Genomic DNA, 23039 nt, shown 5'->3' with positions numbered 1-23039 from the left:
CGTGACACGAAATTGAAATCCGCCCGGCCGAAACTGGCGTAGCCGCCACACTCGTACTACCCTTATCAGGGCTACAAATGCTACAATCTAAGTCTTTGATTTACATGAGCTATTGATCTCGCGGCGGAATCGCCCGCAGAGGCACGGACAGACGACGGCTCGCGGCGGTCGCGCCAGCAGGGCGCGCCCCATGCGGCCGGGCCTTAAATCCATGCGCAGATCTCCCCCGCTCGGTTCAAGACGCGTGTCCGTTGGCGCCGGGTTCGCCTCCTGCAAGACACGGAAACCATGACGACTACGACCACCGACCAGACCACCCCCGAGATCACCTTCGACAGCTTTGGCCTGGACGCCCGCATCCAGCGCGCATTGTCCGAGCAGGGCTACACCAAGCCCACGCCCATCCAGGAGCAGGCGATCCCCGTGGTCTTGCTCGGCAAGGACGTGATGGGCGCAGCGCAGACCGGCACCGGCAAGACCGCCGGCTTCGCGCTGCCGATCATCCAGCGGCTGCTGCCGATGGCCAATGCCAGCGCCTCGCCGGCGCGCCACCCGGTGCGTGCCCTGATGCTGACCCCCACGCGCGAACTGGCCGACCAGGTCTACGACAACGTGGCCCGCTACGCGCGCTTCACCGACCTGCGCAGCACAGTGGTGTTCGGCGGCGTCGACATGAACCCGCAAACCGAAGCCTTGCGCCGCGGCGTGGAAATCCTGGTGGCCACCCCGGGCCGGCTGCTCGATCACGTGCAGCAGAAATCGGTGAACCTGTCGCAAGTGCAGATGCTGGTGCTGGACGAGGCCGACCGCATGCTCGACATGGGCTTCCTGCCCGACCTGCAGCGCATCATCAACCTGCTGCCGGCACAGCGCCAGACGCTGCTGTTCTCGGCCACCTTCTCGACCGAAATCAAGCGGCTGGCCGCCAGCTACCTGCGCGAGCCGGTCACCATTGAAGTGGCGCGCAGCAACTCGGCCAACGAGAACGTGCGCCAGACCGTGTTCCAGGTCGAAGACGGCCACAAGCAGGCCGCCGTGGTGCATCTGCTGAAGAAGCGCGCCGCCGAAGGCCTGTCGCGCCAGTGCATCGTCTTCGTCAACAGCAAGATCGGCTGCTCGCGCCTGGCGCGCCACCTGGAGCGCGAGGGCATCAACGCCGCCGCCATCCATGGCGACAAGACCCAGACCGAGCGCATGCAGACGCTCGATGGCTTCAAGCAAGGCAGTATCGATGCGCTGGTCGCCACCGACGTGGCGGCGCGCGGCCTCGATATTCCCGACATGCCGTGCGTGATCAACTTCGACCTGCCGTACAGCGCCGAAGACTATGTTCACCGTATCGGCCGTACCGGCCGTGCCGGCGCCAGCGGCGACGCGCTGTCGATTTACGTGCCGGGCGACGAGCGCCTGCTGGTCGATATCGAGAAACTGCTCAAGCGCAGCATCCCGCGCACGCCGCTGGAGGGTTTCGATCCCACCGGTGCCAGCGCCCGTGCCGAGGAAGGCGACCGCCGCCGCGCACGCAGCAGCGACGTGCGCCGCCCGCGCGGCAATGGCGAGAGCGAGGAACCGCGTCCGCGCCGGAACGATCCGGCCAGCTCGCGCAACGCGTTCCGTCCGTCCGACGACTCCTTCTTTTCGCGTCCTTACGAGCCGAGCAGCAGCGCGGTTGCCGCCCAGCCCGACGTGACGGATGGCAATGCCGCCGCCTTCGGCCGTGGCCGTCCGGCGCCCAAGCGGCAACTGGCGGCGCTGCTTGGCGGCGTGCCGCGCAAGTCCTGAGCCGCCGGCGCGAAGCGTCTTGCCGCACCAAACAAAAGCGCTCTCGGGCGCTTTTTTGTTGCCTGGACGTCAGGCTTGCCCGGGGGGCGGTTGCGCGAGGCTCCGCCGGATTCAAGGCGCAGGAAGGCCTAGCGTTGGCCTTCACCTTTACGAGGGGGCAGGGTCAAGCGCCGGCCTTGTATTCCTGCGCGGTGCCCGCCGCCAGGTTCCGCGGCAGCGCGGCCCAGCCGGCCGTGGCATCGCTCAGCCAGCTGTCCACTGATTGCGCGTGGCTCGCCAGCCCCAGGTGCGCGCCGGCCGTGCGCAGCGCCGCCAGCGGATCGAGCTCGTCGATGGCCTGCGCGCCGCTTTGCTTGCTGAGCTTCTCGCCGAGCGCGTTGGTCACCACCGGCACGTGCAGGTACGACGGTGTCGGCAGCCCCAGCAGATGCTGCAGGTGGATCTGCCGCGGCGTGGAATCGAGCAGGTCGGCACCGCGCACGATATGCGTGATGCCCTGATGGCCATCGTCGACCACCACGGCCAGCTGGTAGGCCCACAAGCCATCGGCACGGCGCAGCACGAAGTCGCCAAGCTCGGTCGCCAGGTCCTGGCATTGCCGGCCTTGCCAGCGATCGTCGAAGCAGATCAGCGCGGCATCGCCGTCCGGCACCCGCACCCGCCAGGCGCGCGGCGGCTTGCCGTGCAGGCCATCGCGGCAGGTGCCGGGATAAGCCAGGGTCTGGTGCCGTTCGCGCGCATGCAATAGCGAGTCCGCGATTTCCTTGCGCGAACAGCCGCAGGGATAAATCCGATGATCGGCTTGCAGCTTGCGCAGGGCCTCGGCATAGCGCGCCTCGTGCCGGCTCTGCCACTGCGGCGGCTCGTCCGGATGCAGGCTGAGGCGGGCCAGCGCCTGCAGGATCTGCAGGTCGGCGCCGCGCACGCAGCGGGGATAGTCGATGTCTTCGACGCGCACCAGCCAACTCCCGCGATGGGCGCGGGCGTCAAGCCAGCTGGCCAGCGCGGTGACGAGCGACCCCATATGCAGCGGGCCGGTGGGGGAGGGGGCAAAACGGCCCCGGTAGCCGGGCACCGGGCTCGGGTGGACGGACATGGCGGCGGTGCGTTAGTCGGGCTGGCCCGGCTGTTGTTGGAGCAGGGCTTGCGCCAGGCGCGGATCTTCCAGCTTGTTGGCCCACCATTGCAGCGCCTTGCCGCGCGTACTGGTGCGCCAGGCCACCTTGAAATTGCCGGGGTTGCGCACTTCGAGGGTTTCGCGCGCCAGCAGCACGCCGCTCTCGATAAAGGGCTGCGCCATCGGCGCCGGCAGCCAGCCGCAACCCAGCCCGCGGATCTGCGCCTCGAGCTTGTCGCGCATGGTGGGCACCACCAGCACGTCCTGCCCGGCGAGCACGCCATGGGTGCGGGCCGGCAGGTTGCGCGAGGTATCGCCCACCGCCACGATGCGGTGCTTGGCGATCTGCAGGGTGGTCAGCGGACCCGGTTCGTTCGCCAGCGGATGATGCGCGGCCACCGCGAAGACAAAGGGCATGGTGCCCAGCGGGCGCACCTGGAAACCCTGGGTGCTCGGCGCATCGTAGGCGCCGCCGATCACCAGGTCGGCGCGGCTGCTGACCAGCGCATCCCAGGCGCCGCCCAGCACCTCCTTGGCAAAGCGCAGCCGGGTGGCGGTGTTCTCGGTGTAGAAGTCGTGGATGACCGGCAGCAGGGCGCGGAAGTTGATCAGGTCGTCCACCACGATGGTCAGCGTGGCTTCCCAGCCGGTGGCCAGCCGCTTGACGCGGCGGGCCAGGTCGTCCGCGGCGTGCAGCAGGTGGCGGCCCTCGTCCAGCAGGGCGCGCCCGGCGGGGGTGAGTTCGGCGCGGTGGCGGCGGCGGTCGAACAGCAGGACGTCCAGGTCCTCCTCCAGCTTGCGTACCACGTAGGTAAGTGCCGAAGGCACTTTGCCCATCTCGTGCGCGGCCGCGGCAAAGCTGCCTTTGCGCTCGATGGCATCAAGAACTTCCAGGGATTCGAGAGAGAGTGCCATGTTCAGAAATTCTGAATGAATACTTCTAAGATCGTCCCGCCAAATATACGCCTGCCACCCTAAACTGCCTAGTATTGAAACGTAGTGCAAGGCCAGGGCTAGGTTGTAACCCAGCTGCTGCGCCGATAAGGCCTGAAGGAGGGCCGTCAAAATGATTGAAATCAGAAAGGCGGGCGAACGCGGTTTTGCGGATCATGGCTGGCTCAAGTCTTATCACACCTTTTCCTTCGCGGACTACTACGATCCCAAGCACGTCCAGTTTGGGCCGCTGCGCGTCATCAATGAAGACCGCGTCGCACCGGGCATGGGTTTCGGCACCCACGGCCACCGCGACATGGAAATCATCAGCTATGTGCTGGAAGGCGAACTGGCCCACAAGGACAGCATGGGCAACGGCAGCGTGATCCGCCCCGGCGATGTGCAGCGTATGAGCGCGGGGACCGGCGTGCGCCACTCGGAGTACAACCACGCCGCGCACGACACCACGCACTTCCTGCAGATCTGGATCCTGCCGGAGAAGGCCGATCTCGAGCCCGGCTACGAGGAAAGGCGCTTCGAGCCCGCGGAAAAGCGCGGTCGCCTGCGCCTGGTCGGCAGCCGCGACGGCGCCGAGGGCTCAGTGGTGATCCACCAGGACATGCGCCTGTATGCCGGCCTGTTCGACGGCGACGAGTCCGCCACGCTGGCCCTGGCGCCAAAGCGGCGCGCCTACGTGCATGTGGCGCGCGGGCGTGTCACAGTCAACGGCAAGGCACTGGAGGCGGGCGATGCCGCGCAACTCGAAGGGGCCGACGCGGTGACGCTGACTCATGGCGATGGTGCCGAAGTGCTGGTGTTTGACCTGCCCTGAAGCACCGCTTGAAGAGCACGCAGCCCGCCCGCCATGCCGGCGGGCTGCGGCGCTTTCTCTGGGCGGGTTTGCCGTGTGCTATCGTCTCGCTATAGATAAGCGACCGGGCCGGCACACGTGCCGCCTGGCGTGCCCTGGCCTTCGACATCCACTCCAGAGATGACTTTTGTATCTGTCCTCCTCGCGCTGATCGCCGAGCAGTTCCGCGCCCTGGGCCGCAACAATCCGATCTACGACATCGTGCGCGTGCTGGCCGAGCGGGCGGAGCACGCCTTCGACACCGGGCGCCCGCGCGATACGGCGCTGGCGTGGTTCACGGTGGTGCTGCCGCTGACGCTGACCGCCATGGTGGTGCACTACCTGCTGGCCTCCATCAGCGTGGCGCTCACGCTCGCCTGGAACGTCCTGCTGCTCTACCTGACCCTCGGTTTCCGGCAGTTCAGCCACTTCTTCACCGATATCCACGAAGCGCTCAATCGCGACGACGTGCCGCGCGCCCGCGCGCTGCTGCACCAGTGGACCGGTCTCGAAACCCTTGAAATGCCTGTGACCGAGATCGTGCGGCATACGCTGGAAGCCGCCATCGTGGCGGTCCACCGGCATGTGTTCGGCGTGTTCTTCTGGTTCCTGGTGCCGATCGGCCCGGGTGGCGTCGTCTTGTACCGCATCGCCGAATACCTCGCGCGTCACTGGAACCTGCCTTCCACCGAGCGCAGCCCCGCGCTGGGGCGGTTTGCCGCGCGCGCCTTCTACCTGCTGGACTGGATCCCCTCGCGGCTGACCGCGGTCGGCTTTGCCATCGTCGGTAATTTCGAGGATGCGGTCTATGCCTGGCGCAACCACGCGCGCAAGTGGAACGATGCCGTCAATGGCATCCTGCTCGCCAGTGGCGGTGGTGCGCTTGGCGTGCGCCTGGGCGCGCCGCTGGCCGAGGAGGATTCCACCGTGGTGCTGCGCACCAGCCTGGCTGGCCCGGCCATCGACTATGCGCCTGGCATGGAGGACGACAGCGAGCCCGAGCCGGCCGCGCCCGAATTCGGCATGGAGCCGAACGTGCGTACGCTGCAATCGGCGATTGGCCTGGTGTGGCGTGCCGTGGTGCTGTGGATGCTGCTGCTGGCGATGCTGTCGCTGGCGCTCTGGGTCGGCTGAGCTGGTTTGTCATCCCGCCAACGCCGACGCCAACGCCTGCGCTTGCCGCGGGCGTTTTGTTTATGCGCCCTTATGTACTCTTATGCGCGCTAAGGCTGCCGCGGCGCCCCGCATTGCCAGCACGAATTGAACTGCGCTTCGTGCCATTCCCCGCATGACAGGCATTGCCACCGTGGCCCCGGCTCCGGATTGGCCGCCGCGCGCAATACCGCCCAGGCCTGGGTTTCCATGTCGTCGTCGATCAGCCAGACCTGCGGTGCGCTCTCGCGAAACGGGATATCGCCCATCGCGCCGGCCAGCCAGGTATTGCGCATTTCGGCACGGATGCCGGCGGCTTCCAGCAAGTTCTGGCAGTGTGCCGCATGGACTAGGGAAGGGGTCGACAGCAATAGTTTCATAGGGATCGGGCATGCCGTTGCAGGCACACCCGATCACCTTACCACGGCTTTTGCTGGCGGGATTCGTGCAGCAGCTGCGTATAGAGCTGGTGGCGCCGTCCGGAGATCTCGCCTGCCTTCATCGATTCCAGCACGCCGCAGCCGGGCTCGTTGATGTGATGGCAGTTGTAGAAGCGGCACTCGGTCAGGCGCGGACGGAATTCCGGGAAGGCACGCTCCAGCATGCCTTCGCTCAGGTGATGCAGGCCGAATTCCTGGAAGCCTGGCGAATCGATCAGGCAGCCGCGCTGGCGAGCCCGGGGATCGTTGCTTTCGCCATCCATGGTTGCGTCGCCATCCACGCTGGCCGGCAGGTGGTAGAGGCGGGTAAAGGTGGTGGTGTGCTTGCCCGAATCCAGCTTGGCCGAGATTTCCCGCGTCTGTGCTTCCACGCCGGGGATCAGCAGGTTCAGCAGCGAGGACTTGCCCATGCCCGACTGGCCGATCAGGATGCTGGCGCGGTGCGCCAGCTGCGGGCGCAGTTGCGCCAGCGTATCTTCCGGCGAGCCGTGCACCGACAGGAACAGCGTCTCGTAGCCCAGCTCCTGGTATAGCGCCAGCCGGCCGCGGGCTTCTTCCAGCCGCTCGGTCAGGTCGATCTTGTTGAGGATGATCAGTGGCCGGATGCCGAGCGCCTCGGCCGACACCAGCGCCCGCCCGAGCAGGTCTTCCGAGAAGCCCGGCTCGGTCGCCAGCACGATCACCACCTGGTCGATATTGGCCGCCAGCAGCTTGGACTTGAACTGGTCGGAGCGGTGCAGCAGGTTCTTGCGTGGCTTGTAGCCGGTGATCACGCACTGGTCGGAGGCGGCGCGCTCGATGGTGACGCGGTCGCCCACCGCGCATTCGCTGCGCTTGCCGCGCGGAAAGCCGTGCAGGCGGCTGCCGTCGTCCAGCTCGATCACATAGTGGCGGCCGTGCGCGGCGACGATCAGCGCTTCCTCGGCGGCGGCGCCATTGGCGTTGGCTTTGGCAGCGCTTGCGGCGCGCTGCGGGCCTCCCCGGGCGGCGCGGCTCATGCCTGCGCCAGCAGGCGGTCGATCCGCTGCGCCGCTGGTGGGTGCGAGTAGTAGAACGCGCTGTAGATCGGGTCGGGCGTCAAGGTAGAGGCATTGTCCTTGTAGAGCTTGACCAGTGCCGAGACCAGGTGGCCGGCATCAGTCTGGCCGGCGGCGAAGGCATCGGCCTCGAACTCGTGGCGGCGCGAGGTCTGGCTGGCCAGCGGCCCCAGCAGGAAGGTGAAAACAGGCAGCGTCAGGAAGAACAGCACCAGGGCGAGCGCATGATTGGTGGCTCCGAGATTGGGCAGTACGCCCAGGCCGGTGTAGAACCAGGTACGGCTGGCCAGCCAGCCCAGCGCGGCCAGGAAGGCCAGGCTCAGCGCGAAGCTCACCAGCATGCCCTTGAGGATATGGCGGCGCTTGAAGTGGCCGAGCTCGTGCGCGAGCACGGCTTCGATTTCGTCGTCGGCCAGGCGCTCCATCAGCGTGTCGAAGAAGACGATGCGCTTGGCGGCCCCGAAGCCGGTGAAGTACGCGTTACCGTGCGCGCTGCGCTTGCTGCCGTCCATGACGAACAGGCCTCGGCTGCGGAAGCCGCATTTCTCCAGCAGGCGCTTGATGCGCGCTTCCAGCGTGGCGTTGGCGAGCGGCTCGAAGCGGTTGAACATGGGCATGATCACCGAGGGCGCAATCATCTGCACGAAGATCGTGAAGGCGATCCACGTCAGCCACGTCCACGCCCACCAGTATTGGCCCATGTGGTCCATGAGCCATAGGACGGCAAGCAACAGCGGCAGGCCCAGCGCGCAGCCGACGACGGCCATCTTGGCCAGGTCGGCCAGGTAGAGCTTCCAGCTCATGCGGTTGAAGCCAAAGCGCTGCTCGATGCCGAACTGGCCATAGAGCGAGAAGGGCAGGTCGACCAGCCCGCCGATCACGGCCACGCTGGCGACCAGCGCCACGCTGTAGGCATAGCCCGGCCCGAAGGTGCCGAGCCAGAACTGGTTGATCCACTGCAGCCCGCCCAGCATGGTCAGGACGATCAGCAGCGCGGCGCCGGCCAGCACTTCCAGCATCGACAGCCGGGTGCGGGCGATGGTGTAGTCGGCAGCCTTCTGGTGCGAGGACAGCGTGATGCTGTCGGCAAAGCGGCTGGGTACCGCATGACGGTGTTGCGCCACATGGCGCACCTGGCGGGCTGCCAGCCAGAGCTTGGTCAGCACCATCAGCATCAGGGCGGCTAGGAACAGAAACGTGAACATCGGGCAGAGCCTTGTCGTGTAAAGCCGTCGCGTACGCGGGGCGCGGCCGGATCGCCGGAGCGGGTGCCGGACCGCTTTGGAACCGGGAGCGGCAGCGGATATGCGAGAATTATAAGTTGTTCGCGCCCTCCGACCGTGTTTGTCATCGGGAACCCGGGCGCGCCTCCTTCTTTGCCTCTCCTTCGATTGCAGTCCAGATGACCAGCCAAAATACCCACGTGCCCAGCGGCGCCAAATCCGTCAAGAGCGAAAACAACCTGATCTGGCTGGACATGGAGATGACCGGCCTGATGCCGGACACGGACCGCATCATCGAGATCGCGATCGTCGTGACCGACTCCGAGCTCAATATCCTGGCCGAAGGCCCGGTGCTGGTGATCCACCAGGAAGATGCCGTGCTCGACGGCATGGACAACTGGAACAAGGGCACCCATGGCCGCTCGGGCCTGATCGACAAGGTCAAGGCCTCGACCCTGACCGAAGCCCAGGCCGAGGCCGAGCTGCTGGCCTTCCTCAAGCGCTGGGTGCCGACCGGCAAGTCGCCCATGTGCGGCAACTCGATCTGCCAGGACCGCCGCTTCATGGCGCGCTACATGCCCAAGCTGGAGGCGTTCTTCCACTACCGCAACCTCGACGTGTCCACGCTGAAGGAACTGTGCAAGCGCTGGGAGCCGGCCATCCACAAGGGTTTCGTCAAGCGCCAGCTGCACACCGCGCTGGCCGATATCCTGGAGTCGGTGGAAGAGCTGCGCTACTACCGCACCCACTTTATCCGCCATTCCGCGCCGGCGGCAGCGGCCTCGGGCGAAGCGCCCGCCGCGCCCGATGCTCCGGCTGCTCCGGCTGCCTGATCCGCATCATCCAACGTCATCTCCGAGGCGCCCCGAGGGGCGCCTCGGTCCAACTGCCGCACTCCCATGCTCGCGCGCATCGTCTCGATTATCACGCCGGTCATCCTGATCATCCTGGTGGGCTGGCTTTACGGGCGCCGCGCGCATCCGGACATGTCCGGCATCAACCGGGCCACGCTCGACGTGATCGCGCCGCTGCTGGTGGTGTCGGCCTTCGTCAGCAAGGAATTCGTGCTGGCCGACCAGCTTGTGCTGCTGGCTTGCGCGGTGGCCGTGGTGCTGGGTTCGGGGCTGCTGGCCTGGCTGGGCGCGCGGCTGCTACGGGTGGATCCGCGTACCTTCGTGCCGCCGATGATGTTCAACAACTGCGGCAATATGGGCTTGCCGCTATCGGTGTTCGCCTTCGGCCCGGTCGGCCTGGCGCCGGCGGTGGCGCTGTTCGCTGCGTCCAACCTGATGCACTTCACCATCGGCATGAAGATCGTCAACCGGCATGCGTCGGTCACGCAGATCGTGCGCAATCCGATGGTGCTGGCGACGGTGTTGGGGGTGGGTTTGTCGCTGGCGCGGCCGTGGTTCACGCTGCCCGAGCCGGTGTTCCAGTCGATCAAGCTGCTGGGCGATGCGACCGTGCCCTTGATGCTGTTCGCGCTGGGCGTGCGCATGAAGGACGTGAGCCTGCGCAACTGGGGCATGGGCGCGATCGGCGCCGTGGCCTGTCCGCTGACCGGCATCGCCTGCGCCTTGCTGCTGGCGCAGCTGGTGCCGCTGACCCAGCTCCAGCGCGGGCTGCTGTTTGTGTTCGCCGCGCTGCCGCCGGCCGTGCTCAACTTTCTCGTGGCCGATCATTTCCGGCAGGAGCCGGACCAGGTGGCTTCGATCGTGCTGCTGGGTAATGTCGCCGCGGTGGTGTTCGTGCCGCTGGGGCTGTATCTGGGGCTGCGCTGAGGCAGCCCCGCCTCAGGCCGCCGGCCTGGCGCGAATCGCGTGCTTGGGACGCCACGCCTTGGCCACGGCCTCGTCGGTCTCGATGTAAGGGCCGCCGATCAGGTCGACGCAGTAGGGCACGGCGGCAAAGATGCCTTGCACGATGGCCTTGCCATCTTCGCCGCGCAGGCCTTCCAGGGTTTCGCGGATGGCGCGCGGCTGGCCCGGCAGGTTGATGATCAGGGCGGCGCGGCTGGCGGTTTCGCGGATCACCGCCACCTGCCGCGACAGGATGGCCGTGGGCACGAAGTGCAGGCTGATCTGGCGCATCTGCTCGCCGAAGCCGGGCATTTCCTTGGTGCCCACCGCCAGCGTGGCCTCGGGCGTGACGTCGCGCCGCGCCGGGCCGGTGCCGCCGGTGGTCAGCACCAGGTCGCAGCCGGCCACGTCGACCAGTTCGATCAGCGTGCGGGAGATGACCGCCTGCTCGTCGGGGATAAGGCGCTCCACGCCCTGCCAGGGCGAGGTCAGGGCGCGCCCGAACCACTCGCGCAGGGCCGGGATCCCTTCGTCCTGGTAGGTGCCGGCCGAGGCGCGGTCGGAGATCGAGACAAAGCCGACCAGCAATTCGTCCGGATGGTTGCGGGCAATGGGATGAACCATCGCGTGCGTCGTGGTTTGCGTCATCTTGTCCCCAATGGGTTTGGCGTCCTGGTTATTCTTCGGCGTCCGGCTCGGCTTGCGGCTCGTCGGATGCTGCCGCCTTCTTGCTCTCCAGCGCATTCTTGATGGCCTGGAACAGCTCGCGGAAATAGCGCGGCGGCTTGCCCATCTCGTGCTCTTTGCGCGCATTGCGGATGATGTTGCGCAGCGCCTGCACATCGATGGCCGGGTGCTCGGCCAGGAACTTGGTCAGGGCGGCGTCGTCCGCCAGCAGCAGTTCGCGCCAGCGCTCGACCAGGTGCAGCTTGGCCGTCTCGGCCTTGCTGGCGCCCTTGAAGCCTTCCAGCACGCGCTGGATGGCATCGACCTCGTCGTCGTCCAGCTTGCGCATGACCTTGCCCACGAACTGCATCTGGCGGCGCTTGCCTTCGTGGTTGGTGATGCGCCGCGCGTCGCGGATGGCGTCGGCCAGCGCTTCGGGCATGGGCACGCGCGCCAGCCGGTCCTTGGGCAGCGCTTCGAGTTCCACGCCCAGGTCCTGCAGGGCGAGCATATCGCGTTTTTTCTGGGACTTGCTCTTGGGCAGGTCGTCGTCTTCGGCCGGTTCGGGGGCGAACTGGCCGGGGAAGCCGGAGGCGTTCCGGGGGGAGGTGCGGGAGTTTCGCGTCATGGGTGGCATTTTATCTTGCTATGATTGTTGTTTGGACTTTTGATGACCGCGCCCACAATGGATCAATCCGCCGACCAGACCACCCATTTCACTTATACCCAGGCCCAGCTTAGCGAGATGGCCGCCGATGTGCTGCGGGTGGCACGCGAGCTGGGCGCCACCGACGCGGCAACCGAGATATCCGAGGGCAGCGGCCTGTCGGTCTCGGTGCGCAAGGGCCAGGTGGAAACCATCGAGCAGAACCGCGACAAGGTGGTGGGCGTCACGGTCATGATCGGCAAGCGGCGCGGCAACGCCAGCACCTCGGATTTCTCGCCCGCGGCGCTGCGGGCCACGGCGGAAGCGGCCTACAATATCGCCCGCTTTACCGCCGAAGACGATTGCGCGGGTCTGGCCGAAGAGGAACTGCTTGAACGCAGCCCGCAGGATCTCGACCTGTTCCACCCGTGGAATATCGACGCCGAACAGGCCATCGAGATCGCGCGCCGCGCCGAAGCCGCCGCCTTCGAGGTCTCGCCGCGCATTCGCAACAGCGACGGCGCCAGCGTGTCGGCCCAGCATTCGCAGTTCGTGCTGGCCACCTCGCGCGGCTTCACGGGCGGTTACCCGTACTCCCGCCACTTTATTTCCTGCGCGCCGATCGCCGGTACCGGCAGCGGCATGCAGCGCGACGACTGGTACTCGTCCAAGCGCGCACCCGACGCACTGGCCGCGCCCGAGGACATCGGCCGCTATGCCGCGGAACGCTCGCTGGCCCGCCTGAACTCGCGCAAGCTGTCCACGCGCCGTTGCCCGGTGCTGTTTGAGGCACCCCTGGCGGCGGGCTTGCTCGGCGCCTTCGTGCAGGCCGTGTCCGGCGGCGCACTGTACCGCAAGTCGACCTTCCTGTACGACACGCTGGGCAAGGCCGTGTTCGCGCCGCACATCCACATCCACGAACAGCCCCACCTGCCGGGCGCCATGGGCAGTGCCCCCTTCGACGAAGAAGGGGTGAAGACCCACGCGCGCGATGTGGTTCGCGCCGGCGTGGTGGAAGGCTATTTCCTCTCCACCTACTCGGCCCGCAAGCTGGGCATGAAAACCACCGGCAATGCCGGCGGTTCGCATAACCTGACGTTGTCCAGCTCGCTGACCGCGCCGGACGACGACTTCGCGGGCATGTTGCGCAAGCTGGGCACCGGCCTGCTGGTGACGGAACTGATGGGGCAGGGCGTGAACTACGTGACGGGCGATTACTCGCGCGGCGCCTCGGGCTACTGGGTCGAGAACGGCGTGATCCAGTTCCCGGTGGAAGAGATCACCATTGCCGGCAATATGGTGGAGATGTTCCGCCAGATGGTGGCGGTTGGCGCCGATTCGCTGGTACGCGGCACCAAGGAAACCGGCTCGATCCTGATCGAGCAGATGACGATCGCGGGCAACTAAAAGCAACGGCGGCGCCCTGGTTCCCGGGCCGCCGCGCGTTTCACACCGGCATTGTCTTATTCCTCGCCGGACGGCGGGCGCTCGTAGGTAACGAAGGCGTAGTCGAAGCCATTCGCTTCCGAGTGATGCGATTCGCGCGCGGTGGTGATCCACTGCTGCGGGTCGATGGGGGGAAACACCGCATCGCCTTCGACATCCGCATCGATCTCGGTCACCACCAGCCGGTCCGCGCTGGGCAGCGCCTCGGCATACAGTTGCGCACCACCGATCAGGAAGATCTGCTCGACGCCGACGCATAGCCGCTGCGCTTCCTCGAGTGAGTTCGCCACGTCGCAGCCTTCGATGCGCAGACCGCGGTTGCGGCTCACCACGATATTGCGCCGGCCCGGCAGCGGCCGGCCGATCGATTCCCAGGTCTTGCGGCCCATCACGATGGGCGCGCCCATCGTGGTGCGCTTGAAGTGCGCCAGGTCCTCGGGCAAGCGCCAGGGCAGGGTGTTGTCGCGGCCGATCACGCCGTTGCGGGCCTTCGCCACGATCAGGGTCAACAGCGTCATACGGCCACCGGTGCCTTGATGGCCGGATGCGACTCGTAACCCACCAGTTCGAAGTCTTCGTACTTGTAGTCGAAGATGCTGTCCGGCTTGCGCAGGATCTTCAGTTGCGGCAGCGCCATCGGCTCGCGCGCCAGCTGCGTTGCCACCTGTTCGGCGTGATTGCTGTAGATATGGCAATCACCGCCGGTCCAGATAAAGTCGCCCACTTCCAGCCCGGTCTGCTGCGCCATCATGTGCGTCAGCAGCGCGTAGCTGGCGATATTGAACGGCACGCCCAGGAAAATATCGGCGCTGCGCTGGTACAACTGGCAGGACAGGTGGCCCTCGGCCACATAGAACTGGAAGAAGGCGTGGCAGGGCGGCAGCTTCATCTGTGGAATCTCGCCCACGTTCCAGGCCGACACGATCAGCCGGCGGGAGTCCGGGTTGCTGCGGATCTGCGCCACCAGTTCGCTGATCTGGTCGATGTGCCGGCCGTCCGGCGTCGGCCATGCGCGCCACTGCGAGCCATAGACAGGTCCCAATTCGCCGTTTTCATCGGCCCATTCGTCCCAGATGCTGACGCCGTTGTCCTTCAGGTACCTGATGTTGGTCGAGCCTTGCAGGAACCACAGCAGTTCGTGAATGATCGACTTCATGTGCAGCTTCTTGGTGGTCACCACCGGGAAGCCTTCGCGCAGGTCGAAGCGCATCTGGTAGCCGAACACCGAGCGAGTGCCGGTCCCGGTGCGGTCGGCCTTTTCGGTGCCATGCTCTTGCACATGGCGCATGAAGTCGAGGTACTGTTTCATCGGCGCGGGTGTTGGGGAAAGTGACGCGACAGCGTTGTGCGCGTAATGGGGCAATCTGCCCGGGGGTTAGCAAATTGCTAAAGGCTTAGCATTTTATCGCAAAGCAAAAAGGGCCGCCTCGCGGCGGCCCTCCTTTCATGGTCCGGCGCCCTCAGGTGCTGGCGCCATCGCGCATTACTGCGCCGCCGTGGTCGGAGCCCGGCGCTTCTGCACCAGGTAGCCACCGCCGAGCACGCCGCCGATGACCAGCACGAACAAACCGTAGTAAGCCAGGGCGTTGGTGTTGAAGAACTCCTTCACCAGCGGCTCGCTGACGATCATCTTGACTGCCGTGAAGGCCAGCACGCCGGCGCCCACGAAGATGACCGACGGGAAGCGCGACATCAGCTTGAGCACCAGGCTCGAGCCCCACACCACGATGGGGATGCTGATCAGCAGGCCGAGCACCACCAGCAGGAAGCTGCCGTGCGCCGCGCCTGCGACTGCCAGCACGTTGTCCACGCCCATCACCGCGTCGGCGATGATGATGGTCTTCATCGCGCCCACCAGGGTGGTCGCGCCCGCGCCATGTTCGTCGCCATTGCCGTCGTCGGACAGCAGCTTGTAGGCAATCCACACCAGGGCCACGCCGCCGATCAGCAGCAGGCCAGGAATCTTGAGCAGCCAGACCACACCGATCGTCATGCCCGAACGGACCACGACTGCGCCGACCGTACCCCAGACGATGGCCTTCTTCTGCAGGTGGGGCGGCAGGTTGCGCGCGGCAAGCGCGATCACGATGGCATTGTCGCCGGCAAGCACCAGGTCAATGACGACGATGGACAGCAGCGCCGTCAGGAACTGCATCGTGAACAGATCGGTAAACCATTCCATAAAATCTCCTCGAAACAACGATAGCCAAAAGCCGTGCGCAAACACCGGGTTAGCCTGGAGACATGTTGGTTGGGAGCTGTGGGGGCGCCTTTGCAAACCATGAAACCAGGTTGCAAAGGTCTTGCTCGACCGCCATATGGTTGTTGGCGCGGTCAGCACAACCGGAGACTATTTGTGATCAGCCTCGGAATGACGATTGTGCTAAGGGCTGGGCCCCGGAGCTACTCCCCTTTGAGGGACGAATCCGTTCGGAACAGGCCCGAAGCGGAAACGCTGAGGCGAATTATAAACGAAGCCACATGTTTTGTGCTGTTGTGAATATTTAGCAAGGCGCACTTTGTGTCGGATATCGCGATGCCATCGCCGGGCTGACAGTGTTCCTTGGGCGCCGGCAGGACGATATGCGAACCCATGGCGCTTTCCGTGTCATTCTTAGTGAAGAATGCGGCGCCCCGAAGGGTTTGTGCATCGCGGTAAGCACACTCCGCGCGCGCCAGCTATTCTGAGTAGACTGGCTTTTGGCCGATGCGCCCCAGACGTCACCGGAGGCGTATCCCTTGCCAGCCCCGCGCATGCGTGACGTGCGGGCACCTGGGGGTTTCATGCATTGCCATCGACCAACAAGGAAGCGTCATGCCGGCCGTCCCGACCCCGTTGAACCCACGCCACAGCCATTCCCAATCCAACCGCAACGCCACCTCGGCCCTGCAACCCAACGGCAGCCAGGCCAGCACTGCCGTCATCGCCAACGGACACGCACTGCCGAATCCGGTACCGCGGCTGGATTTCATCCAGCAGTACCATGAGGACAGCGGTGCCCTGCGCTGCGAGATCACGCGCGGTCTGCTGGCCCGCGCCGCCAGCATCAGCCCCAAGTTCTTTTATGACGTACTTGGATCGCGCCTGTTCGAGGCCATCACCGATCTGCCCGAGTATTACCCCACGCGTACGGAGGCCGCGGTCTTCTCCGAGTTCGCGCCTGCCATGGCCGCGCGTGCCGGCAGCGGCTGCGTACTGATCGACCTTGGCGCGGGCAATTGCCAGAAAGCGGCGCGGCTGTTCGGCAGCCTGCAGCCGGCGCAATACGTCGCGCTCGACATTTCGGTGGAGTTCCTGCGCGGCACCTTGTTCTGCCTGCAGCAGCAGCATCCGCAGATTCCCATGCTCGGCCTCGGCGCCGACTTGTGCGTGCCGCTCGACCTGCCGCCGGAAGTCAGGCGCGGGCGCCGGCTGTTCTTCTATCCGGGATCCAGCATCGGCAACTTCGCGCCGGAGCAGGCGCGGGCCTTGCTGCAGCGTCTGCGGGCGGCCGCGGGGAGGGGGGATGGCGTGCTGATCGGCGTCGACCTGCTCAAGGACGAGCAGGCGCTGGTGGCGGCCTACGACGACCCGCTAGGCGTTACCGCCGCCTTCAACCGCAATGTGCTGCGTAACCTGAACCGCATCGTCGGTAGCGATTTCCAGCTTGACGACTGGCGGCACGCGGCCAGCTTCGACCCCGAGAACTCGCGCATCCAGATGCACCTGCGGGCCGGGCGGGATGTCACCGTGCGCTGGCCGGAAGGCAGCCGCGGCTTTTGCGCCGGCGAGCGGATTCACACCGAGGATTCCTATAAGTACCGGCCGGACGATTTCGCCACACTCCTTGAGGCTGCGGGCTTCGACGATCCGGTCTGGTGGACCGATCCGCGCGGCTGGTTCGCGGTGTTCCACGCGAGGGCCTGACCACGCCGGCGGGTGCTGCGCGGGCGGTGATGGTGCTGGTGTCATAATGCCCGCATCTCTCCTCGTGGGCGCGGCGCATGATGCCCGCCGCCCGCCGGGCAAATCAACCGTGGGCAATCCCATTCACCGTCAGAGTTCTTGATGAGCGGCTTTTCCATGCTTCCCGACCTTCATTTCAATGGTGGCAAGACCGTCTGGGCCGACGCCCGAAGGCTGCCGCGCGAGGGCCTGGCGCAGGCGCTGGTGGAAGCGCGCAACCGCACCCTTGCCTGGCTCGCCGCTTTCGGCCAGAGCCGGCGCGGTTGGGAAGTGCCTCGGCAGGATTTTGCGAACCCGCCGCTCTGGACGCTGGGCCATGTCGCCTGGCATGCCGAATGGTGGTGCCTGCGCGATGTGCGCACGCTGGAGCGCGACGGCTTGCCGTTGCAGGCCGCCGGTGTTCCTTCGTTGCTGGCTGGCGCGGACGAATGGTTCGATCCCGAACGCATCGATCCCGATGCCCGCTGGGAGGCAGCGCTGCCCGACGTAGCGGTGGTCAAACGCTATGCCGCCGAGGTGCTCGAGGCCACCTTGCGCCGCCTGGCGGCGCAACCGGACGATGGCGATGCGACGCTCTACGCATGGCGTCGCGCGCTGTTTCACGAAGACCGCCAGGGCGAGGCCCTGGCTGCGCTGCTGCAGGCCGTGGGCATGGCGCCGGTGGAGCCGGCCGTGGCGCTGCCTTCCGTGTCGGTACCGCACGGCGGCACCTTGCAGTTTCCCGGTGGGCGATTCATCCAGGGCTGGAATGAGCCGGATGGCTTCGCGCTGCCCGACGAACTGCCGCCGCAGCCGACCTATGTGCCAGCTTTCGAGATGGATGCCGCGCCGGTCAGCAATGCGCAGTTTCTCGATTTCGTCGAGGACGGCGGCTATGAGCGCGCAGCATGGTGGACGGCGGCGGGGCACCAGTGGCTGATGATGCAGGACCGCTCCGCGCCGCGTTACTGGGCCCGGCATCCGGAGTCCCGGGCGTGGATGGCGTTGCGCTTCGGCAGCCTGCGCACCTTGAATCCTGACGAGGCGGTACGCCACGTCAGCCTGTTCGAGGCGCAGGCCTGGTGCGCCTGGGCGGACCGGCGCCTGCCGACGGAAGCGGAATGGGAACTGGCGGCGGTGCAGGCGCGCGGCGGCTTGCGCTGGGGCATGGTTCGCGAGTGGACGGCGACCCCCTACGAGCCCTATGCCGGTTTTGTCGCTGGCCCGGCCGATGTGGAGTTCGTTGACTGCTTCGCCACGCACCAGGTGGTGCGCGGTGCCTCGTTCGCCGGCGTGGCGCGTCAGCACCATGCGCGCGCGCGGCTGGCGCTGCTGCCGGAGGACGATTTCGCGTTCGTGGGCTTTCGCAGCTGTTCCATATAGAGAGGGCCGGCAGGCCCCTTCGGCTGACATCTCCGCCAAATGAAAAAAGCACCCGAAGGTGCTTTTTTCATTTGTTTGCGATGGAGCGCCGCATTGGCGGCGCATCCATTCAGCCGCGCGAATTAACGCTCGAAACGCGAGCGGCCACCGGTGTTGCCGTTGCCGCTGCGCTGGCCGCCGAAGCCGCCGCGGTTGCCGTCGCCGAAGCTGCGGGGCGCGCCGTCGCGGTTGCCATCGCGGTTGCCAAAGCTGCGGCCTTCGCCGCCGCGGTAGCCACCGTTGCCGCCGTTGCCAGGGCCACGGTTGCCGTCGGCGAAGCTGCGGGGAGCCGCGCCGTCACGGTTGCCGAAGCCGCGGTTGTCGCCGCCACGGTAGCCGCCTTCGTTGCCGAAGCTGCGCTGGCCGCCGGTCGCGCCCTGGCCACGATAGCCGGTGCTGTTGCCATTGGCGTTGCCGAAGCCGCCACGGTCGCCAAAACCACGGTTGCCGTCACGATCGCCGAACGGGCGGTCGCCTGCGGGACGCGGGGCACCGTCGCGGCTGCCGAAGCCGCGGCTTTCACCGCCGCCGAACTTGCGGTCGCCGAAGCTGCGGTTTTCACCGCCGCGATAGCCGCCGCCATTGCTGTTGCCACGGTAGCCACCGCGGTCACCGCCCGGCTTGCCGCCGAAGCCGGAGCGCGGCTTGGGCGAACGGCGCGGTTCCAGGCCTTCGATCACCGAAGCGTCGACGCGGTTGTTGGTGAAGCGCTCGATGCGCTTCCACTGGAACATGTCGCCATGGTTCACGAGGTTGATGGCGACGCCCGAGCGGCCGGCACGGCCGGTACGGCCGATACGGTGCACGTAGTCTTCGGCTTGCTTGGGCAGGTCGAAGTTGACCACGTGGGTGATGTCCGGCACGTCGATGCCGCGTGCAGCCACATCGGTTGCCACCAGGATGCGCAGGTTGCCGCGGCGCAGCGAGGTCAGGGTGCGGTTACGCGCGCCCTGGGTCATGTCGCCGTGCAGCGCGCCGGCAGCAAAACCGGTATCCGACAGGCGCTCGGCCAGCGAATCGGCATCGCGCTTGGTCGCGGTGAAGACGATGGCTTGCTTGAGCGTGGCGTCGCGCAGCAGGTGGTCGAGCAGCTTTTCCTTGTGCGACATGTCGTCGGTGAAGTGCAGGCGCTGTTCGATATTGCTCTGGTCGGCGCGGGTCGCGGCGATTTCGATGCGTTGCGGGTCGCGCAGCTGGCGCGAAGCCAGTTGGGCGATGCGGCCGTCCAGCGTGGCCGAGAACATCAGCGTCTGGCGGGTGGCCGGGGTAGCGGCAACGATGGCGTCGATATCGTCGGCGAAGCCCATGTCGAGCATACGGTCGGCTTCGTCGAACACCAGCATGTCCAGCGCGGACAGGTCGATGCGGCCGGCTTCGACGTGGTCGAGCAGGCGGCCAGGCGTTGCCACCAGGATGTCAGGCATCTTGGACAGCGCGGCGAGCTGCTTCGGGTAGGGCATGCCGCCCAGGATGCTGGCGCACACGATGCGGCGCAGGTGGCGGCCGTACTTGGCGGTGGCTTCGGTCACCTGCAGGGCCAGTTCGCGCGTGGGGGTCAGCACCAGCAGCGCGGGTTGCGCCGGCGACGGACGGGGACGCTTGCCCTTCATGCGCTTTACCGGATCATCGGAACGCGGGCGATTCGGCGAAGCCTTTTCGCTGATGCGCTGGATGGCCGGCAGGATGAAAGCGCCGGTCTTGCCCGAGCCGGTCTGGCTGGACACCAACAGGTCGCGGCCAGCCAGGAAGGCGGGAATCGCTTGTGCCTGCACCGGGGTCGGCGTGGTGTAGTTCAGTTCAACGAGGGCGCGCAGGATTGCTTCTTCGAGGCCAAGCTTGGCAAAGCCGTTCTCGGCATTGACGCTAGCGGCGGCGGCAGGCGCAACGGCTTCCGGGCTGAGCATGGCGTCGAGCTTGTCGAGCGGGCTCGGTTCCTGGATAGCAGGCGTGGCGATGGCGGCGGCTTCGGTCGATGCGTCGGCGGCGGAGGCAAAAGCTTGCTCCGCACGAATGTCGTGCTGGGTCATGTCGTAGTTTTCTTTAAATGCATGGCACCCCATGCCGAACTAGCGAACAGGGGCGGGCGCAGTGCAAAGTCTTAAAAAGGCTTCGGCGCCAATCGGTGAGGCCGTTACGACAGACACAGCTGACAGTACGGCGGCAGGCAGGGCGACACCGGGCACAAGGCCGGGCGCGCGGTCCCTGGCAGGCAAACAGCTCTGTAGAGCTATTCAACAGGATCGGAGACGAGGCGACGTCGGTGAGAAATGCGTTCTGTCGGGTATCACCACTTGGCCTTTATTCAACAACTTTAAGGCAAGGCCAGCCGGCGGGACCGGGGAGCAGAGCTTGAGAGCGGGGGCGGTATCGCCTGCCGGAAGAAACCGGTAGACGTGTTGCACAACTCACAGTGCGAACTCACGGCGCGAATTATAGCAGAAACAAAAGTAAATTTGTTGCACTGCGATAGGAATTACTTTGAGGTGCTGAATGGCGACTTTTGAGACTCATTGGGCGCTTTCATGGGGGTTTACCGATCCCGCATTCGATATTGCATCCGCAGGCCGCCTGCCTATACTGAATCCGTCGGGCGCATCGATGCCCGGCAAGGTGGCGGACCAATGAGAACCTGCTGACCTTCCTCGGCGCTTTGCTTTAAGTGCTGCTAGCCGCTGATATCGCAGCAGTCGGCGTCATTGCCAGCTTTCCTTCGGCTCTCCGGGTGGTCCGGAGGGACGTCCGCGTCATGGGCGGAATCATGGGAAAACCTGCTTGCACGGCTGTTGCCGCGATAGCGCCGGCGTTGACCTGGATGGTCCGGACCGTCCGCAACCAGCCCGCCAGTGTACTGGCGGGCTTTTTCGTTGGTGCTCCGGGTTTGGGGCGCCTCAAGCGCGACTCCCGGCCTCCGCCAAGCTGACCCATATGTTGCACGGGTAATCCATTGATACCTTTGCTAACAGCCGGAAGTCCCGCGTCAAGTTATTCTCGAGCCTGAAACCGACAAAACGAGATAGCGATGACGAGAAGGGTTCTTTTGTGCGCGGCGGCTGTAACTGGCTTGATGGGCGCACTGGGCATGGCGCCTGCGGCACATGCGCAGGTATCGGTCAATGTGTTGATTGGCGTGCCGCCGCCGGCCCCCGTCTATGAAGTTGTTCCCGTGGCGCGCCCTGGCTACGTCTGGGCGCCCGGCTACTGGGACTGGGATGATCGCGGCCACAAGCACAAATGGAAGAAGGGCAAGTGGGAGCGCGAGCGCGCAGGCTATGTCTACGAAGCGCCGCGCTGGGTGCAGGCGCGCGACGGCTGGGTGCTGGTGCCCGAGCGCTGGGATGGCCAGCCGGGCAAGAAGGACAAGGGCTATCACTGCCCGCCGGGTCACGCCAAGAAAGGCGAGTGTTGAGCAGGGCGGTGCCTTCGCATTCCTTGGGCGGTGAGGTTTTTGATATACTCCGGGCCTGCTCCCGGATCGGCGCCACCAAGGCGCATCGGCATGTCCGCGGAGTCTGACCTCTCGCCGTAGTTCAATGGATAGAACACGCGCCTCCTAAGCGTGAAATGCAGGTTCGATTCCTGCCGGCGGGACCATAGTATGGTTCGTAGAAGTTCTCCACTCCCAGGAAAATCAAGGCCTCGTGGGCTTTCGGCGTTCGCCAGGGTCCGCCTTGGGTCGCCTGCATCCGCCGTGCTACGATTCTCTTGAACAACTGGAGAAAGCTATGGATCTCCAAGGCTTCACGTACTACAAGGATCACTGGTATGAGGCTTCCGCAACGTCCCCAACCGGTGGGCCTTGGCATGGCGAAGTGACGATCTGTGCGAAGGCGGCGGACGGCAGTTCGATCAAGATATTCGAGCACGAACCCGTGCCTGGGCAGTACTTTTCCGAAGGCGAGGCGTGGCAGCATGCGCGCGACTATGCCGAGAAGCTGATAGACGAAGGCCGGGCGAACCCAGACTCTCACTGATTCACGAACCGTATCGCCATTCGGGTCAATCACACTCGGTGCTACGGTCCTCGGAAATTCGGGGAGGCACATATGAACTTCAAGTACAGCGGCCGGGATAGCTCTATCCAGGTGAAAGATGTCGCAAGCGATCGGTGGGACTGGTTGTATGTCATCCGTGGGCGCGGACACAGGCAAAACACTCAGGAGCCCGGAGCCTCGGAAGTGATCGCTACCGATGACGCATATCGAGTTGCGAAACGAGAGATTGACCAGATCGGCGTTGACTGTGACGACTAGCATCTTCTGAACTCCACCACCCACACCCAGGGGTTCGCCGCCCACGCGTCGGTGCTATTGATCCGGTCCCAAAGGGCGTGGAAATGGTCGCGGAAGGTGAGGGCGGACATATCGCACTGGACCCCCTCCGCCTCCGCGTCTTCCTGGCTGCAGTCGTTCAGCCGCTCGACGCGCACGGCGTTCATCTCCAGCAGGATCCGCGACAGCGCGCGGGGCATGTGGATGCTCGGCTTCCAGGTGATGGCCTCGGCCGGCGGCAAGTTCTCGTACTTGCCAAGCACGTTGTCTGGATAGTCGGCGCGGTAGAACGCGGGGCCCGGTATTCCTCCGGCTCGATCAGCGACTGCAGCG

General features: G+C 65.7%; 22 protein-coding genes and 1 tRNA gene. 11 read left to right on the top strand and 12 right to left on the bottom strand.

The window, feature by feature from the left end; all coding sequences use genetic code 11:
- The first annotated feature begins 288 nt into the window (after nt 1–288).
- Nucleotides 289–1782: a DEAD/DEAH box helicase gene (locus ACZY0R_RS30920; RefSeq protein ID WP_488863771.1), complete on the top strand. Its 1494-nt coding sequence runs from the start codon at nt 289–291 to the stop codon at nt 1780–1782.
- A 163-nt stretch (nt 1783–1945) separates the two neighbouring features.
- On the opposite strand, the gene gluQRS is transcribed toward ACZY0R_RS30920, so the two are convergent.
- Both gluQRS and ACZY0R_RS30910 read right to left on the bottom strand, forming a co-directional pair.
- A complete protein-coding gene (gene gluQRS, locus ACZY0R_RS30915; RefSeq protein ID WP_488863769.1) occupies nt 1946–2878 on the bottom strand; it encodes a tRNA glutamyl-Q(34) synthetase GluQRS in 933 nt (310 codons plus the stop codon).
- 12 nt (nt 2879–2890) lie between these two features.
- On the bottom strand, nt 2891–3814 hold the full coding sequence (locus ACZY0R_RS30910) for a LysR family transcriptional regulator (RefSeq protein WP_035869784.1): 924 nt from the start codon (nt 3812–3814) through the stop codon (nt 2891–2893).
- 151 nt (nt 3815–3965) lie between these two features.
- On the opposite strand from ACZY0R_RS30910, the gene ACZY0R_RS30905 reads away from it, so the two are divergent.
- On the top strand, nt 3966–4664 hold the full coding sequence (locus tag ACZY0R_RS30905) for a pirin family protein (protein WP_488863766.1): 699 nt from the start codon (nt 3966–3968) through the stop codon (nt 4662–4664).
- A 159-nt stretch (nt 4665–4823) separates the two neighbouring features.
- On the top strand, nt 4824–5816 hold the full coding sequence (locus ACZY0R_RS30900) for a CobD/CbiB family protein (RefSeq protein ID WP_488863764.1): 993 nt from the start codon (nt 4824–4826) through the stop codon (nt 5814–5816).
- 89 nt (nt 5817–5905) lie between these two features.
- Here the strand turns inward: ACZY0R_RS30900 and ACZY0R_RS30895 are convergent, their stop codons facing one another.
- From ACZY0R_RS30895 to ACZY0R_RS30885, 3 genes are read right to left on the bottom strand one after another with little or no spacing between them, the layout of a single operon-like run.
- Nucleotides 5906–6214, bottom strand: a complete 309-nt coding sequence (locus ACZY0R_RS30895) for a putative signal transducing protein (RefSeq protein WP_035869780.1) — start codon at nt 6212–6214, stop codon at nt 5906–5908.
- 38 nt (nt 6215–6252) lie between these two features.
- Nucleotides 6253–7272 (bottom strand): ribosome small subunit-dependent GTPase A, encoded by a 1020-nt coding sequence (gene rsgA / locus ACZY0R_RS30890; RefSeq protein WP_488863762.1) that lies wholly within the window; start codon nt 7270–7272, stop codon nt 6253–6255.
- A complete protein-coding gene (locus tag ACZY0R_RS30885) occupies nt 7269–8516 on the bottom strand; it encodes a M48 family metallopeptidase (RefSeq protein WP_488863760.1) in 1248 nt (415 codons plus the stop codon). The genes rsgA and ACZY0R_RS30885 overlap by 4 nt, the downstream gene beginning before the upstream one ends.
- A 197-nt stretch (nt 8517–8713) precedes the next feature.
- On the opposite strand from ACZY0R_RS30885, the gene orn reads away from it, so the two are divergent.
- On the top strand, nt 8714–9367 hold the full coding sequence (gene orn, locus ACZY0R_RS30880) for an oligoribonuclease (protein ID WP_488863758.1): 654 nt from the start codon (nt 8714–8716) through the stop codon (nt 9365–9367).
- A 66-nt stretch (nt 9368–9433) separates the two neighbouring features.
- Nucleotides 9434–10315, top strand: coding sequence for an AEC family transporter (locus tag ACZY0R_RS30875; RefSeq protein ID WP_488863756.1), 882 nt, complete (start codon nt 9434–9436; stop codon nt 10313–10315).
- A 12-nt stretch (nt 10316–10327) separates the two neighbouring features.
- On the opposite strand, the gene mog is transcribed toward ACZY0R_RS30875, so the two are convergent.
- Both mog and yjgA read right to left on the bottom strand, forming a co-directional pair.
- Nucleotides 10328–10981 (bottom strand): molybdopterin adenylyltransferase, encoded by a 654-nt coding sequence (gene mog / locus ACZY0R_RS30870; RefSeq protein ID WP_488863754.1) that lies wholly within the window; start codon nt 10979–10981, stop codon nt 10328–10330.
- A gap of 28 nt (nt 10982–11009) precedes the next feature.
- On the bottom strand, nt 11010–11627 hold the full coding sequence (gene yjgA, locus ACZY0R_RS30865) for a ribosome biogenesis factor YjgA (protein ID WP_488863752.1): 618 nt from the start codon (nt 11625–11627) through the stop codon (nt 11010–11012).
- A gap of 57 nt (nt 11628–11684) precedes the next feature.
- Between yjgA and pmbA the strand changes: the two genes are divergently transcribed.
- Nucleotides 11685–13052, top strand: coding sequence for a metalloprotease PmbA (gene pmbA / locus ACZY0R_RS30860; RefSeq protein WP_488866272.1), 1368 nt, complete (start codon nt 11685–11687; stop codon nt 13050–13052).
- 56 nt (nt 13053–13108) lie between these two features.
- On the opposite strand, the gene ACZY0R_RS30855 is transcribed toward pmbA, so the two are convergent.
- The 3 genes from ACZY0R_RS30855 to ACZY0R_RS30845 form a co-directional block, all read right to left on the bottom strand.
- A complete protein-coding gene (locus ACZY0R_RS30855) occupies nt 13109–13609 on the bottom strand; it encodes a dihydrofolate reductase (RefSeq protein WP_441626892.1) in 501 nt (166 codons plus the stop codon).
- The gene (locus ACZY0R_RS30850) at nt 13606–14400 is read right to left on the bottom strand and encodes a thymidylate synthase (protein WP_488863750.1); all 795 of its coding nucleotides are present in this window, start codon (nt 14398–14400) and stop codon (nt 13606–13608) included. The genes ACZY0R_RS30855 and ACZY0R_RS30850 overlap by 4 nt, the downstream gene beginning before the upstream one ends.
- Nucleotides 14401–14574: 174 nt before the next feature.
- Nucleotides 14575–15273 (bottom strand): TerC family protein, encoded by a 699-nt coding sequence (locus ACZY0R_RS30845; protein WP_488863748.1) that lies wholly within the window; start codon nt 15271–15273, stop codon nt 14575–14577.
- A gap of 633 nt (nt 15274–15906) precedes the next feature.
- On the opposite strand from ACZY0R_RS30845, the gene egtD reads away from it, so the two are divergent.
- On the top strand, nt 15907–16998 hold the full coding sequence (gene egtD, locus ACZY0R_RS30840) for an L-histidine N(alpha)-methyltransferase (RefSeq protein ID WP_488863746.1): 1092 nt from the start codon (nt 15907–15909) through the stop codon (nt 16996–16998).
- Nucleotides 16999–17139: 141 nt separating this feature from the next.
- Nucleotides 17140–18399 carry an SUMF1/EgtB/PvdO family nonheme iron enzyme gene (locus ACZY0R_RS30835; protein ID WP_488863744.1) on the top strand — a complete coding sequence of 420 codons (1260 nt, stop codon included), beginning with the start codon at nt 17140–17142 and terminating at the stop codon, nt 18397–18399.
- A gap of 122 nt (nt 18400–18521) precedes the next feature.
- On the opposite strand, the gene ACZY0R_RS30830 is transcribed toward ACZY0R_RS30835, so the two are convergent.
- The gene (locus ACZY0R_RS30830) at nt 18522–20465 is read right to left on the bottom strand and encodes a DEAD/DEAH box helicase (RefSeq protein ID WP_488863742.1); all 1944 of its coding nucleotides are present in this window, start codon (nt 20463–20465) and stop codon (nt 18522–18524) included.
- A 992-nt stretch (nt 20466–21457) separates the two neighbouring features.
- On the opposite strand from ACZY0R_RS30830, the gene ACZY0R_RS30825 reads away from it, so the two are divergent.
- From ACZY0R_RS30825 to ACZY0R_RS30815, 3 genes are all read left to right on the top strand, one after another.
- The gene (locus ACZY0R_RS30825; protein WP_488863740.1) at nt 21458–21844 is read left to right on the top strand and encodes a YXWGXW repeat-containing protein; all 387 of its coding nucleotides are present in this window, start codon (nt 21458–21460) and stop codon (nt 21842–21844) included.
- 110 nt (nt 21845–21954) lie between these two features.
- Nucleotides 21955–22029, top strand: a tRNA-Arg gene (locus tag ACZY0R_RS30820).
- Between the two features lie 131 nt (nt 22030–22160).
- Complete coding sequence (locus ACZY0R_RS30815) at nt 22161–22409, top strand: hypothetical protein (RefSeq protein ID WP_488863738.1); 249 nt, start codon at nt 22161–22163, stop codon at nt 22407–22409.
- 275 nt (nt 22410–22684) lie between these two features.
- On the opposite strand, the gene ACZY0R_RS30810 is transcribed toward ACZY0R_RS30815, so the two are convergent.
- Entirely contained in the window at nt 22685–22969 is a 285-nt protein-coding gene (locus tag ACZY0R_RS30810) for a hypothetical protein (RefSeq protein WP_488863736.1), read from the bottom strand.
- Nucleotides 22970–23039 lie beyond the last annotated feature (70 nt).

It is taken from the genome of Cupriavidus sp. F041 (assembly GCF_057814235.1).
Note: the sequence above shows the minus strand (reverse complement) of the source record. Positions and strands in the feature narration are given on the sequence as shown.